Consider the following 13,960-nt stretch of genomic DNA (forward strand, 5'->3'; position numbering starts at 1 on the left):
AAGCGAACCGCCACTCAGAATAAAAGCGCTCTGTAGCGATCCTTCGCGCCCCCCTCTGTCCTGCCGGACATCTCCCCCACTTGGGGGGAGACTGGCAGCTTCGCGGACAGCGTCCTTTTTGCAAGGTTTGTGATTGGCGAAATCAGTGATGAAGGCCAATCTCCCTCCTTGTCGGGGAGATGTCCGGCAGGACAGAGGGGGCGCTGTCCCTCGGCGATCAAAGGTTCTGCACCGCAGCAGCGCTCCAAGGTAACGGAATGGATCCCAGGGTCTGCGCCGCGTCGCTTCGCTCCTTGCTGCGCCCTGACGAAGTCGTGGTGGCCTATGCCAATCGCCAGCGAATGCGAACGGGGGCCGGCTGGCCCCCGTTTGTCTTTCGATAGTTTAGAGCGGCGGACACAAGCCGAAGCGCGCCGCTGCTCTATCGTCCGGCCGATGTCAACGCCGCCAGTTGCGCGACCAGCCGCGATCCGAACCGTTCGAGTTCGAGTTGGAGGAACTGTTCGACGATGAGTTCGAATTCGAGTTGCTCGAGGAATTGGAGCTGGAGTTCGAAGACGAGTTCGAATTCGAATTGCTCGACGAATTAGAGCTGGAATTCGACGAACCGTTGGACGACGAATTGGAGCTCGAATTTGAAGAGCTGTTGCCAGCGACGATGAAAGAACCGTCGCTTTGGCTGGACATTGCGGCCGGCGGACGCTCGGTTTCCGGCGCCCCCGCGGGAGACTCCTTCGCCTGCGCCGTGGTGCTTGCGAGAGCTGCCATTCCTGCGACCAGTGTTGACTTGAGCTTCCAGTGTCGTGTCATGGTAGTTACTCCTTGTTTCAGACTGGACCGGCAGTTGCGGTCCGGCGGAGTAACGGGCGATCGCCGGCTTTATTCCATTCAAAGAAAGTTGGACGTCATTTCATAGCAAGCCGGGTCAGAGCAAGCCGGGTCGTCGCAGTTTTACTTCCGGTCCTTCTGACGGATCTCGTCCAGCGCTTTGACTTCCTCCTCGGCTGACATCGGAGCGCCGGCTTCAATCGCCGAAAGATAGGCGTCGAGGGCTTCGGTCGACGAGGCCGGGGCATAGCCTCCGGCGTCGCCGGGCGCGACGACGGCGAAGCTGACGCGCCATTCGTCACCGGAACGGCAGGCGACCGACATCGCCGTGGAGCGGTCCTGCGAGTCGACCTCGAATTCGCGGCACAGATCCTGCTTATCGTTACGGAACGTAGCGATGGCCCGGAACCGGTCGCTGATCCCGGCGAGCTTGATTTCCTTGCCGGACTCGACCGTTTCAAGGGCCTGGGCCAGGCCCGGCCTGATGACGCCGGCAACCCACAAGCCGCCCTGCGTGCGTTCGTTGCTGCCTGCTGCCCAATAGCCGGCGAGCCCGCCGACAATTGCCGCCGCGAGAGAGGCGGCAATTGGCAGCATCCATCGAGACCTCGAAGCAGGCCCTGCCAAGCGCCTGCTGCCGAAGGGCAATATCGATGCCGTCGCCGCTTTCTCGCCGGCACGCCTGGCCTCGATCATCTGCTCGACGGCCGCGACAAGTTTTTCGGGAACCGGCTCGTCGAGCAACTGCTTCAGCGCGGCCTGCGCCTGCGCTCTGGTTTCGATGAACACAGCAATCCTGGCAACCAGACGGTCGTCCGTTTCCATCGCCTGCTCGATCCTGGCGACCATGTCCGGATCAAGCTCACCGTCGGCGAACCGCATCAGGATTTCGTCCGAAAAAGTCTCTTCGGTCATTTTGCAGCCCCTTTTGTGACCGGAGAACGGGTGGGCGCCGAAGATATTCCAGTCGCCTCCGCCAGATTCCTCCTCGCTCGGGCAAGCCTGCTCATCACCGTCCCGATCGGCACGTCAAGGACCTCCGCGGCTTCCTTGTAGGAAAGCTCTTCGACACAGACCAGAAGCAGCACGTCGCGCTGGTCGGCGGCGAGCTCGCCTATGGCTTGCGCCACGCTGTTCAGCGCCAGCCGCGCCTCCATCTCGCGCTCACCGGATACGCCGGCGATGTCATGGCGCTCGTCGATATCGTCCTGCGGGCCGGCGACCTTGCGCTTGCGGATGTCGTCGATCCACAGATTTCGCAGGATCTTGAACATCCACGCGTCGAAGCGCGTCCCTGGCTCGAAACGCTGCTCGTTGGCGAGCGCCCGTTCGCAGGCGCGCTGGACAAGATCGTCCGCGATGTCGCGGGACCGGCACAGCGCAATCGCGAACCGGCGCAGATTTGGCAGAAAAGCGACAAGCTGATCTTGGACGCGGTCGGCTTTTTCCGACATGTTGCTCCAGGTTCTGGAATAAAGCGGCCCCGCGCCCGTTCCTCGCAAGGCTAGCTTATTGCCGGACAGCTCCGCTAGCCTCGCGATGTTGAAAATCGGCGACGGCCGGAAATGTGAGGGAGACCATGCGCGCCACCTCCTGGTTGAGACCAAAAGCCCTGCTGCTTTTCTGGGTCGCCGTCGCATTGCTCGTCGATCCTCAGGCGCCGGGCGGCCAGCTGGCACTCGGCGAGTTCGGACCAAGATCGGCGTTGGCCGATGACGACGGTGGCGGTGACGACGGTGGCGATGACGATGGCGGTGGTGATGACGGCGGTCGGTCCGGCGCTTCGCCCGGTGGGTCGCGAACGACGTCCAGCCGATCGACCGGCCCGAACCTGTTTCGCGCGCTGACGGATCGGTTTCTTCCGCGCCCGCCAAGGCGCAGCGGCAGGCGCGCGCAACGGCCAGCCGCCCCTTTGCCGTCTCGGGTACCGGACCAGATCGTGGCGACCGGGCTGAGTTCGGCTGAGATCGGTCGGCTTCAGGCATCCGGCTTCACCGTACTGGACCGTGCCGACATTCAGCTTCTTGGATCGGAGCTGATTCGGCTGGGTATTCCACCCAACATGCCGCTGGAGGCTGCGCGCGATCTAGTCATCGATGCCGCTCCGCAGTCGACGGCAGATTTCGTGCATTACTACCGGCCCGGGCAGGAAGCTGAATGTGCCGGGCCGCACTGCGCCGCCGCGGGCCTGATCGGCTGGCCGGCCGGTAGCGGACTGCCAGCCGGCTGCGGTAGCAATGTCACGATCGGCCTTATCGACACCGCGATCAATCCTGCGCATGCCGCCTTCTCGAAAGGCCGGGTCGAAGTTCTTCGCCTGTCGGACGACGGCGTTCCCGAGTCCGGCCGCCAGCACGGCACCGCCGTCGCGGCCCTGCTTGTCGGCGGCGCCGACAGCCGTACGCCCGGCCTGCTGCCGCACGCCAGGCTCATCGCGGTCGATGCGTTTCATCGGGGCGATCGCCAGGATGACCGCTCGGACGCCTACGATCTGCTTCGCGCGCTCGATCTTCTTTCGGCGCGCGGCGTGCGGGTGACGAATATGAGCCTGTCGGGTCCTGCGAATGCGCTTCTCGAGCAGGTTGTCCGAAGGCTCTCCGAACGCGGCATGGTGATCGTCGCCGCCGCCGGCAATGGCGGCCCAAAAGCCGGGCCTGCCTATCCGGCGGCGTACGCTGAAGTGATCGCGGTGACGGCGGTCGACCGCATGAAACGCCCCTACAGGCGCGCCGGCCGCGGCGAGCATATCGACCTGGCCGCTCCCGGCGTCCAAGTGTGGACGGCCGCGTCGGTCAGCGGCGCACGGCCGAAGACCGGCACCTCCTTCGCGGCGCCCTTCGTCACAGCAGCCGCTGCCTTGATGAAATCTGCAAACGGCAACGCCACCGCAGCCGACATTCAAGACGCGCTCGGCAAGTCGGCGGAAGATCTCGGCGCGCCGGGCAAGGACGACGTCTTCGGCTGGGGCCTGCTCAATGCCAGCGCCGCTTGCCTCGTCACGTCGAAGAAGGCGACCTGAAGCTTCACTGTCGATGCCGAAGGATAGCGCGGAGGGCGAAGGCTGGTTATAGACCGGCTTCCAGCCCCAACGAGGGGATTGCACCCCGCCGGTTTCCGATTACGGTTGCGGCTGGAGTTTTTACCACAGAAACAGCAACGGAGATTCTGCGTGAATCGTGTTCTGCCGGCCGTCTTTGTCCTCGCGCTCAGCGCGCCCGCCTTCGGCCAGACCGTCGACGGCGAGGGTGCCAAGCAGCTCTCCGAAAATCTGTCCCGCTATTTCGGCAGCAAGGCGATCGACAGCGGCTTCCTGAAGGTTTCGGTGGAAGGCGACGCCTATAAACTCGCCGTCGACTTCAAACCTGTCGTCCACCTGTTGGCGGCGCAGAATTCCTTCAAGTTCGACTTCAGCCCCTACGCATTGCTCGTCAAGCCAGGTAGCAACGGGACATGGAGCGTCTCGGCGGACGTGTCGCAAAGCGGGTCCTTCGAGTTCAAGGGGCCAGATGGCCCGCAGAGCATGGAGTTCTCGATTACAGACGGCAAGTTTTCCGGCGTCTACGATCCCGAACTGGCTGCTTTCACCAGTGCCACACAGTCGATTGCCGGGATGACGATGAATTCCCGGGACGCCGTGCAGCGCGCCAAGGTGAGCACCGGCGCCGGTACGGCCACCATGAACGCAATCAAAGCTGCGAATGGCGGCGTCGATTTCACCGCGACGCAGACGCTCGCCGATTTCGCCGAGACGCTCGACTTTGACGATCCCAAGAGCGGGCTGAAATTCCCGCTCACGATCAAATCGCCAAACCTGTCGGTGAACGCGACCGGCAAAGGCGTGCGGACCAGGCCGCTTCTCGATCTGCTGGCATTTGCCGTCGCCAATGAAGACGAGGCCAGACTGAAGGCCAACCAGGCGCAGCTCAAATCGCTCCTGCTCGCCGCGCTGCCGCTGTGGGAGCGGATCGACGGAACCTACGGGTTCACGGATCTCACTGTCGAAAGCCCGGTCGGGCTTTTCGGGGCGACTGAGCTGGACACAGGCTTCGGGACCGACGGCATCGCCCAGAACGGAGCAATCAACTACTCGATCAGGGCCGCGGGACTGAAGATCCCTGACAATCTCGCGCCCGCCTGGAGCACGGCGCTGCTGCCGACCGATGTCAATCTGAGTTTCGGCGGCGCCAATATCGATCTCGACAGCATGGCGAAGAAGGCGATCGACGCCTTTGATCTGAACAAGAATCCACCGCTGCCGGCCGACTTCGGCGACACCTTGACCGCTGATTTCATGGCCAGGATGCCGAAATTTGTCATCGGCCACAGCACGGTGAAAAACGGCGATATGGAAATCGCGATGGAAGGCGAGATGACCTTCGCCGGCATGAAGCCGGAGGCCAATGTGACCATCGATGTCGCAGGCTATGACAAGATCGTGGAAAGCCTGCAGGCGGCAGCGAAGTCGGAGCCGGAAGCCGCGCAATATGTGCCGGTGGCGCTTGCGATCAAGGGATTCGGCAAGACGCTGCCGGACGGCCGCATCGAATGGGTCGTCAACGGCAAGCCGGACGGTTCGGTCACCGTCAATGGTGTCATGGTGAAACCGGCCGATCCGGTTGCGGATGCTGACGGCGACGACGGCGAAGAAGAAACGACGCCGTAGGCGTTTTCGCGATCCGGTCGTCGCTTATATCGAATGCTCATGATCGTCTTCGCCAAGCGGCAGCGCCCGCAGCGCCCTGCCGACGGAAGCCGGCGGCGTGCCGGTTTCCGCCGCGAACCGCATGAGCGTCGGCTCGTGGGCGAGGATGAACTGCAGCACGCCGGCCAGGAATCCCGGCTCGCCGGCGGCCTGGCGGATCGAATGCGCCTCGATGCCGGTGATCGCCAGGAAGCGGGGCAGAAGTTCCGGATCGGCGGCGACGAAGCCCAATGCCTTCACGGCAATGGTTTCCGCTTCCTCGCGCATTGACCCTGGGTTTGCCATCACTACCTTCTTGTGGGTTGAATGAGTCTGTTTTTGGCAGTAATCGCAAGCGTCGCCTGCGGCAAGCCATCTGTCTCTGCAATGCGGAGTTCGCGGTGAAATCCGAAGCTTTTCCGGCAGCCGGTTTCCGTTTCGTCAATTATCTCGCGGTAGAGTTGAGCAGGGTTTGGTGCGTACCGGCGAGGGCGCATGGCGGCATCCTTCGGGCGGAAGGCAGGCCGGGACGGGAATTTGATGCCTAAGAAGGTCATGATCGTCGAGGACAACGAGCTCAACATGAAGCTCTTTCGCGACCTCATTGAAGCGAGCGGTTACGAGACGGTACGCACGCGCAACGGTCTGGAAGCGCTGGATCTGGCGCGACTGCACAAGCCGGACCTCATTTTGATGGACATCCAGCTGCCCGAGGTGTCGGGGCTGGAAGTGACCAAATGGCTGAAGGAGGACGACGACCTCCATGTCATCCCGGTCATTGCCGTCACCGCATTCGCGATGAAAGGCGATGAGGAGCGTATCCGCCAGGGTGGCTGCGAAGCCTATATTTCCAAGCCGATCTCGGTGCCGCGTTTCATCGAAACCATCAAATCCTATCTGGGCGACGCCTGATGCGCCCTTCCAGCCGAGCCGGAGCTTTATGAGATGACTGCACGGATCCTCGTCGTCGACGACATCCCTGCCAATGTCAGGCTGCTCGAGGTCCGGCTGCTTGCCGAATATTTCGAGGTGCTGACCGCCACCAACGGGCCGGACGCGATCGAGACCTGTGAAAACGGCAAGGTCGATGTCGTATTGCTCGACGTGATGATGCCTGACATGGACGGGTTCGAAGTCTGCCGCCGGCTGAAGAGCGATCCGGCAACGTCGCACATCCCGGTTGTCATGATCACCGCGCTCGACCAGGTTTCGGACCGGGTGCGCGGCCTCGAGGCCGGTGCGGACGATTTTCTGACCAAGCCGGTCAACGATCTGCAATTGATGACCCGCGTCAAAAGCCTGGTCCGGCTGAAGACTTTGACCGATGAGCTGCGCCTGCGCGCCTCGACCACGCGCAATATCGGCATCGAGGAGCTGTTGAGCCGCAACTTCGCGTCCGCGGACACCACGCCGAAGGTTCTGCTGATCGACGAGCGCAAATCCTCCATTGAGCGCGTCCAGAAGATGCTGCGCAGCAGCGCCGACCTCGACATCGCCACCGATCCGCATGCCGGCTTCTTCCAGGCCGCCGAGACGCCCTATGAATGCGTGATGATCTCGACGGGTTTTGCCGATTTCGATCCGCTCAGGCTCTGCTCGCAACTGCGTTCGCTCGATCGTACCCGTTTCGTGCCGATCATCCTTCTGGCGGAGCAGGGTGAGGAGGGACGCATCGTCCGCGGCCTTGAGCTTGGCATCAACGATTATCTGATGCGTCCGATCGACCAGCATGAATTGACCGCGCGGCTGCGCACGCAGGTGCGCCGCAAGCGCTACAACGACCAGTTGCGCGCCAGCGTCACCCAGACCATCGAGATGGCGGTGACCGACCCGCTGACGGGATTGCACAATCGCCGTTACCTCGACAGCCATCTGCAGACATTGTTCGACCGCGCCGTGGCGCGGCGGCGGCCGCTGTCGGTGATGATCACCGATCTCGACCGCTTCAAGGCCGTCAACGACACACATGGCCATGACGGCGGCGACGAGGTGCTGCGCGAATTCGCGCGGCGGCTGCGCAAGAATGTGCGCGGCATCGATCTCGCCTGCCGCTTCGGTGGCGAGGAGTTCGTCGTGGTGATGCCGGACACGGACGGCGCCGTCGCCGAAAAGGTGGCGGAGCGGATTCGCGCCGAAATCGCCCAGATGCCGTTTGCCGTCGGTCAGGACGGCAAGACGATCGAGGTTACCGTCAGCGTCGGCGTGTCGTCGGTGCTGAAGGGTGTCGACTCGGTTGCCGGGCTGATGAAGCGGGCCGACCTCGCGCTCTACGAAGCCAAGAGCGCCGGCCGCAACCGGGTCGTCGCCAAGGCGGCGTAAAAGTCCGATTATTCTGTCAATGTGACAGGGTTAGGAATTTACCTTAACGCAAGCGATTCGCCGGGCTTGGTTAAGAAATTGTTGATTTTCACAAGCTGTTGCGCAAATGTGCAGGCCGATGGCGGGACCGGCGCCAGGCTAGATCGCCGGATCGATCCGAAGAATACCCCATGATTCAGGTCCGCCGCATCTCCTGGGTCCGTGGGGTCGGCCGGCCGGCGCTGGCACATAGTGGCCTCCTCGTACCGCTGCCAGACGCCGGCCGGCCCCCATTCTCAAAATGACATCAAGTCTCTGCGCCAAGCATTGGAAATTCTGGACTTTTCGAGGTTTGAAAACAAAAACGCCGCCCACGGGGCGGCGTTTTTGTCTCAAGCAGGAAAGCAGATTACTTGATCTTGGTTTCCTTGAACTCGACGTGCTTCTTGGCGACCGGATCGTATTTGCGGAACGACAGCTTGTCGGTCTTGGTGCGGCTGTTCTTGCTGGTCACGTAAAAGAAACCGGTGTCGGCGGTCGACAGAAGCTTGATCTTGATGTTTGCGGCTTTGGCCATTGTATCAGTCCATTATGTTCGTGGAGTCTTGGCCGCTGGAGCACGGGAAAACCACCCGGACGCGGGAAACTTGGCGCGACACATAAACAACGCGCCCGGAAAGTCAACCCTGTGAGGCGACCTCTTCCTTCTCCCCTTGGGGGAGAAGGTGGATCGGCGCGCAACGCCGAGACGGAAGAGGGGTGTTGGACAGAGTGCCGCCAGTGCCAAGCTGGAGCACCCGACATTCGGCCGCTTGCGATTCTACGCATCTTCTTTAACTGGGGCGGCCTTGTTCCAGTCTCCCGTGGTGTTCCACCAGCGGTTCGGGTTGGAGCGGTCGTCCAATCCCTTTGAGCGGCTGGCGAGGATCGGCTGGATGCGGATCACCGGCTCCTGATAGCTGTGGACCTGGAAGATCGCCTCGACGATGCGGGCGGCCAACGCCTGGTCGTCGGGCAGCTCGAACGACACTTCCACCGCGCCATGCCGTCGGCGCAATTCGGTCTCGGCGCCGGCAGCAGCACCTTCGAGCGCCCGGTAGCGCTCGATGCCGTGCGCCGACTGGTAGGCATTGCTGTCGTATTTGCCCGTGCTGAGCGGGGCGATCGCGACCACCGCTTCCATGATACGGTCGACATCGCAAGCCGGCGCCTGGAAGGTCACAAGCAGCAGCAATTCCATCCGCAGCGATTTCGTTTCAAACCCGGAGTCGATCATGGCGGCATCCTCAAATTCGTGGCGTGTTGCTGACAATCTACCCAGGTGCTGCTGACACGGTTATGTCAGCAGCCTTGCGCCACCTGAGGCATCGATCGGGTCTTTTTACAGGATTTTTCGGATGAGCCTGGCGCCGACCAGCGCGATATAGAAGGCGAAGAACATGCCGAGCGCCCAGCCGAAACCGGAGGGGCCGAAAAGGTCCATGCCGATGCCGATCGCCTGCGGGCCGAGCACCATGCCGACACCGTAGCAGAGCACGAAGGCAGCGTTGGCCGAGGCCAGGTCGTGGCCGGAAAGCTGCGAGCCGAGATGGGCCAGGCCGATCGTGTACATGGCCGCGACGACGCCGCCCCAGACGAACAGAAGCGCCGCCATCAGATGCCAGTTCTGCGCGAAGTGCGGCATGAAGATGGTGCCGGCAAGCCCGATGGTTGCACAGGCCAGAAGCAGATAGCGGCGGTCGCTGACACGGTCGCTGATCATGCCGAGCGGGATCTGCAACAGCACGTTGCCGAGGCCGATCATGGTGAGCAGCAGGGCGGCATCGGCCTCGGAGTAGCCGATACGGTTGCCATAGACGGGAAACAGCGCAAAGCCACCGGTCTCGACCGCGCCGAACACCAGCACCGCAGCGGTCGCCGTCGGTACCAGCCAGATGTAGCGCAGGAAGTTGCTGGTTTCGCCGTTGGAGACGATCGTCGGGCTCTCGTTGCGGGCCGCCAGGACTGGAATGGCGGCCAGCGTCACCAGCGCCATGATGACGCCGAAGGGCAGGAAGCCGGCGCTGCCGAGTTGGGCGAACAGCCACGGCCCGGCGGCAAAGCCGAGCGACAGCACGGTGGCGTAGATGCCGAGGACGAGACCGCGCCGGTGCGGCGGCGCCGACGTGCTGATCCAGAATTCCGACAGGATGAAAAGCACCGTCAGCGCGATGTGCAGCAGGACGCGCAGCGGAAACCACATCCAGAAGTCCGGTGCGAAATGGAAGCCGACAAAGGCCAGCACTCCGGTGGCGATCATGGCGAGCATCGTCCTGGCGACGCCGAACCGCATCGCCAGCGGGGTGGCGAGCGGTGCGCCGGCGATCGAGGCCAGGCCGGCGACAGCGGTGTTGAAGCCGATCATCGACGCCGAATGGCCACGCGTTTCGAGAATGACGCTGAGCAGCGGCATGCCGAGGCCGATGGCGATGCCGACGACGCTGATCGACGAGATCGCCGCGATCATCGGCAGCCAATGGACGCGTTCTTCGACCTCTTGCTGGGTATCGACTGTCATGGGATGTGAATGCTCTATGCTTTAAAGAATTTCGCGAACGAAGCGATTGCCGACAAGCCGGTAGAATGGCACGGAACCACCGGGTCGCAGCAGCGGATCGTCGACGAGCCGCTTTTCCAGCTCCCCCAGGATGGCCCTGGTGATGTCGGGCACATCAGCTTCTCTGGCCTTGGCGAGCGGCAGCCAGACCAGTTCCTCCAGCTCGTTGGTCGGACCGCCGTCCGGCAGCTCCACCGCAACGTCTTCGCGCCAGGCGCTGAAGAAGCGCGTGTCGAAGCGCCGCACCCGGTTCGGCGGGGTGATGGCGCGCGCGATGAAGCGCAGCGCTTCCAGCGACGGCCTTACGCCGTGCTCGGCAAAACCCTGCCAATCGCGCCTGGTCGTGGCGAAGGCGCCCTTCTGGCCGATCAGCAGGCCGGCTTCTTCATAGGTCTCGCGAATCGCCGACAGGGCGATGGCGCGGGCGCGGGCCGGGCTGGTGCGGCCGACGCCGGCAGTCAGCCTCGCCTGCTCCTCAGGGTGCAGCGCTGTGGCAACGGGAATTCGGCTGTCGGCCGGATCGGTACGGCCACCGGGAAAGACGAATTTCCCCGGCATGAAGGCGTGACGGGCGTGGCGCCTGCCCATCAGCACCAGGAACTCGGCGCCCCTGCGGTCGAGCAGGATCAGCGTCGCGGCGTCGCGCGGGCGTAAAGGCCTGGCGTCGAGCGCGATCGGCTCAACCTTGTCGACTTCCGCCTTGGTCATAACGTCCATGCGCACGACCTAGCGGAATCTTCTTCGATGCGAAAGTGGCGTCCAGCCATGCCGATTTGCGCCAGCCTCGGTTTCAAGCCTCGGGATGCGACTCGATCAGATCTTCTTCCCCGCCGAAGCCGTGCATATAGAACGCCCATTGCAGGCCGATGACGGCGCCCTTGACCGGCTGCAGCAAGACGATCGCCATGAGGATGGTCAGCGGCACCCAGATGGCGATGTGCTGCCATGTGGACAGAGTGGAGGCCGCTTCGACACCCATGAAGGCGCCGAGCACGATGTGGCCGACGATGGCCACCACCAGGTAGGCCGGCAGGTCGTCGGCGCGGTGGTGATGAAGCGCCTCGCCGCAATGAGCGCATGTATCGACGGTCTTGACGAAGGCGCGAAACAGCTTTCCCTCGCCGCAATGTGGGCAACGGCCAAGCGCGCCACGCTTCATCGCCGTCCATAGCGGGCGGGCGATCCGGCCCGAGTGCTGTTGGCCGCCGAAAACCTGTTCGTTCTTTTTCAGATCGCTTGGCATTACCGTCTCCTGCCGCGCGAGCCTGGACGCGATTGCGACGCACGGGCGCGGCCCTTGGCCTTGTGAAACGACCGTTTGGAGCCGGGCAGCGGCTTTGGGTCGGTCAGCATCTCGAAACGCATCGCGCCGGCCATAGGCGCCACCTCGATCAGGCGAACCTCGACGCGGTCGGCAAGCTGATAGCCCTTGCCGGTGCGTTCTCCGAAAAGCGATCGGGCAGTTTCGTCGTATATATAGTAATCGCCGCCCAGACTTGACACCGAAATGAAACCATCTGCGCCATACTGCGGCAATTGGACAAATAGTCCCGATTTGGTGACGCCCGAAATGCGTGCGTCGAAGCGATCGTCGACACGCTCTGCCAGATAGGCGGCGATCAGCCGGTCGACCGTGTCGCGCTCGGCGGCCATGGCGCGGCGCTCGGTGGCTGAGATCAGCGCAGAAACTTCTTCCAGCCGCTCCGCTTCATCCTGCGTCAGTCCGCCTGCACCGAAGACGAGCGCGGCAATCAGCCCGCGATGCACGATCAGGTCGGCATATCTGCGGATCGGCGAGGTGAAGTGCGCATAGCGTTTCAGGTTGAGGCCGAAATGACCTATATTGCTTGGCGAATATTCGGCTTGCATCTGCGTGCGCAGCACCACCTCGTTGACCAGGCCCTCATGGTCGGCGCCGCGGACGCGATCCAGAATACCGTTGAACTGGTTTGGCCGCATCTGCGCGCCGCGCGCCAGCGACAGGCCGAGCGTCTGCAGGAATTCACGCAGCGATTCCTGCTTGGCGAGCGAAGGTGCGTCATGGATGCGGTAGACCAGCGCCTGTCGTTTCGCCTCCAGCGTCTCGGCCGCCGCGACATTGGCCTGGATCATGAATTCTTCGATCAGCTTGTGCGCGTCGAGCCGCTCCGGCACGACGACGCGGTCGACGGTGCCGTCCTCCTTGAGCAGGATTTTCCGCTCCGGCAGTTCGAGTTCGAGCGGCTGGCGCGTCTCACGACCGCGCTTCACCACGGCATAGGCATCCCACAGCGGCTTCATCACCGTGTCGAGGATCGGGCCGGTCTTGTCGTCCGGCGCGCCGTCGATCGCGGCCTGCGCCTGGCGATAGGCGAGTTTTGCCGCCGATTTCATCATGATGCGGTGGAACGAATGCCTGAGCTTGCGGCCATCGGCCGAAAAGGTCATGCGGACCGCCAGCGCCGGGCGGTCCTGGCCTTCGCGCAGCGAACAAAGGTCGTTGGAGATGCGCTCCGGCAGCATCGGCACGACGCGATCCGGGAAATAGACCGAATTGCCGCGCTTCAGCGCCTCGCGGTCGAGCGCGGTGCCATAGCGCACGTAAGCGGCGACATCGGCAATCGCCACGGTAACGACCACGCCGCCGGGGTTCTTCTCGTCCGGATCTGCTGTCGCGAACACGGCGTCGTCATGGTCCTTGGCGTCGGCCGGATCGATGGTGACCAGCGGCAGGTCGCGCCAGTCTTCGCGGCCGGCCAGCGTCGCCGGTTTGACCGCCTCCGCCTCGGCGATGACGTCTGCCGGGAAAATATGCGGAATGTCGTGCGCGTGGATGGCGATCATCGAGACCGCCTTTTCGCTGGTCAGCGAACCCAGCACCGCCAGCACCTTGGCCCTGGGCAGCCCGTAGCGGGAGGCCCGCGCCGGCTCGACCTCGACCAGATCGCCGTTCTTGGCGCCGTTCTGGAATTCCTTGTCGACGACCAGCTCCGGCTGGCGCCTTTCAACAGGCTCGATGCGGAAGGTACCGTCCTGCAGCACGCGAAAAACGCCGAGAACAGCATCGGTGCGCTTCTCGAAGATCTTCATCACCCGCCCGGTATAGGCAGGGCCGGTCGCATCATCGGTTGGAAAGGTCTTGGCCAGCACGCGGTCGCCAATGCCCGGTGTCGGGCCGCCGCCGCCGCCGCGCGACACGCGTATCGCTATGACAGGAGGCTCGCCGTTGCCCACCGCTTCGGTTGGGTGAGCCAAAAGCACGCCGTCGGCATCGCGGCCAAAGATGTCGAGCACGGCGACATGGGCGAGGGAGCCGACGCGGGCGAGCCGCTTGCGCTCCTTGGTCAGCAGGCCTTCATCCTGCAAGTCGCGCAAAACGTCCTTCAGCCAGATACGGTCCTCGCCGCGCAGTGCGAACGCCTTGGCGATGTCGCGTTTGCCTGAGCGATCCGGATTTTCGGCGATATAGCGTAGGATTTCGTCGCGCGACGGCCGGTAATCATCCTTAACCTTGGCCCGGGTGTCGGCGGTGCGCAGATCGCCATGACTTCTTCCGGATACCCTGCGCGCCACGATAC

General features: G+C 63.2%; 14 protein-coding genes. 5 read left to right on the top strand and 9 right to left on the bottom strand.

The window, feature by feature from the left end; genetic code table 11:
- Nucleotides 1–490: 490 nt before the first annotated feature.
- Nucleotides 491–916, top strand: a complete 426-nt coding sequence (locus AC0L15_RS28970; protein WP_287247886.1) for a hypothetical protein — start codon at nucleotides 491–493, stop codon at nucleotides 914–916.
- Between the two features lie 35 nt (nucleotides 917–951).
- On the opposite strand, the gene AC0L15_RS28975 is transcribed toward AC0L15_RS28970, so the two are convergent.
- Nucleotides 952–1,743, bottom strand: a complete 792-nt coding sequence (locus tag AC0L15_RS28975) for an anti-sigma factor family protein (protein WP_287247884.1) — start codon at nucleotides 1,741–1,743, stop codon at nucleotides 952–954.
- Nucleotides 1,740–2,282 (bottom strand): RNA polymerase sigma factor, encoded by a 543-nt coding sequence (locus AC0L15_RS28980; protein ID WP_287247882.1) that lies wholly within the window; start codon nucleotides 2,280–2,282, stop codon nucleotides 1,740–1,742. Before AC0L15_RS28980 ends, AC0L15_RS28975 begins: the two co-directional genes overlap by 4 nt.
- A 125-nt stretch (nucleotides 2,283–2,407) precedes the next feature.
- Here AC0L15_RS28980 and AC0L15_RS28985 point away from each other — a divergent pair, with 125 nt between their 5' ends.
- Together AC0L15_RS28985 and AC0L15_RS28990 are read left to right on the top strand one after the other, a co-directional pair.
- Nucleotides 2,408–3,847, top strand: coding sequence for a S8 family serine peptidase (locus AC0L15_RS28985; protein ID WP_287247881.1), 1,440 nt, complete (start codon nucleotides 2,408–2,410; stop codon nucleotides 3,845–3,847).
- 150 nt (nucleotides 3,848–3,997) lie between these two features.
- A complete protein-coding gene (locus AC0L15_RS28990; protein ID WP_287247880.1) occupies nucleotides 3,998–5,491 on the top strand; it encodes a hypothetical protein in 1,494 nt (497 codons plus the stop codon).
- Between the two features lie 24 nt (nucleotides 5,492–5,515).
- Here the strand turns inward: AC0L15_RS28990 and AC0L15_RS28995 are convergent, their stop codons facing one another.
- Entirely contained in the window at nucleotides 5,516–5,815 is a 300-nt protein-coding gene (locus tag AC0L15_RS28995; protein ID WP_287247879.1) for a DUF3572 domain-containing protein, read from the bottom strand.
- A 249-nt stretch (nucleotides 5,816–6,064) separates the two neighbouring features.
- Here AC0L15_RS28995 and AC0L15_RS29000 point away from each other — a divergent pair, with 249 nt between their 5' ends.
- Together AC0L15_RS29000 and AC0L15_RS29005 are read left to right on the top strand one after the other, a co-directional pair.
- Nucleotides 6,065–6,421, top strand: coding sequence for a response regulator (locus AC0L15_RS29000; protein WP_287247952.1), 357 nt, complete (start codon nucleotides 6,065–6,067; stop codon nucleotides 6,419–6,421).
- A 33-nt stretch (nucleotides 6,422–6,454) separates the two neighbouring features.
- The gene (locus AC0L15_RS29005) at nucleotides 6,455–7,828 is read left to right on the top strand and encodes a PleD family two-component system response regulator (protein WP_287247877.1); all 1,374 of its coding nucleotides are present in this window, start codon (nucleotides 6,455–6,457) and stop codon (nucleotides 7,826–7,828) included.
- A 388-nt stretch (nucleotides 7,829–8,216) separates the two neighbouring features.
- Here AC0L15_RS29005 and rpmG read toward each other — a convergent pair whose 3' ends face one another.
- From rpmG to rnr, 6 genes are all read right to left on the bottom strand, one after another.
- The gene (gene rpmG / locus AC0L15_RS29010) at nucleotides 8,217–8,384 is read right to left on the bottom strand and encodes a 50S ribosomal protein L33 (RefSeq protein ID WP_006201775.1); all 168 of its coding nucleotides are present in this window, start codon (nucleotides 8,382–8,384) and stop codon (nucleotides 8,217–8,219) included.
- Nucleotides 8,385–8,627: 243 nt separating this feature from the next.
- Nucleotides 8,628–9,083, bottom strand: a complete 456-nt coding sequence (locus AC0L15_RS29015) for a YqfO family protein (RefSeq protein WP_287247874.1) — start codon at nucleotides 9,081–9,083, stop codon at nucleotides 8,628–8,630.
- A 105-nt stretch (nucleotides 9,084–9,188) separates the two neighbouring features.
- Entirely contained in the window at nucleotides 9,189–10,364 is a 1,176-nt protein-coding gene (locus AC0L15_RS29020) for an MFS transporter (protein WP_077383957.1), read from the bottom strand.
- A gap of 21 nt (nucleotides 10,365–10,385) precedes the next feature.
- A complete protein-coding gene (locus tag AC0L15_RS29025) occupies nucleotides 10,386–11,120 on the bottom strand; it encodes an NUDIX hydrolase (RefSeq protein WP_287247871.1) in 735 nt (244 codons plus the stop codon).
- Nucleotides 11,121–11,193: 73 nt separating this feature from the next.
- The gene (locus tag AC0L15_RS29030) at nucleotides 11,194–11,646 is read right to left on the bottom strand and encodes a DUF983 domain-containing protein (RefSeq protein WP_287247870.1); all 453 of its coding nucleotides are present in this window, start codon (nucleotides 11,644–11,646) and stop codon (nucleotides 11,194–11,196) included.
- A complete protein-coding gene (gene rnr, locus AC0L15_RS29035) occupies nucleotides 11,646–13,955 on the bottom strand; it encodes a ribonuclease R (protein ID WP_473497911.1) in 2,310 nt (769 codons plus the stop codon). Before rnr ends, AC0L15_RS29030 begins: the two co-directional genes overlap by 1 nt.
- Nucleotides 13,956–13,960 lie beyond the last annotated feature (5 nt).

This window comes from Mesorhizobium sp. WSM4846 (genome assembly GCF_055811415.1).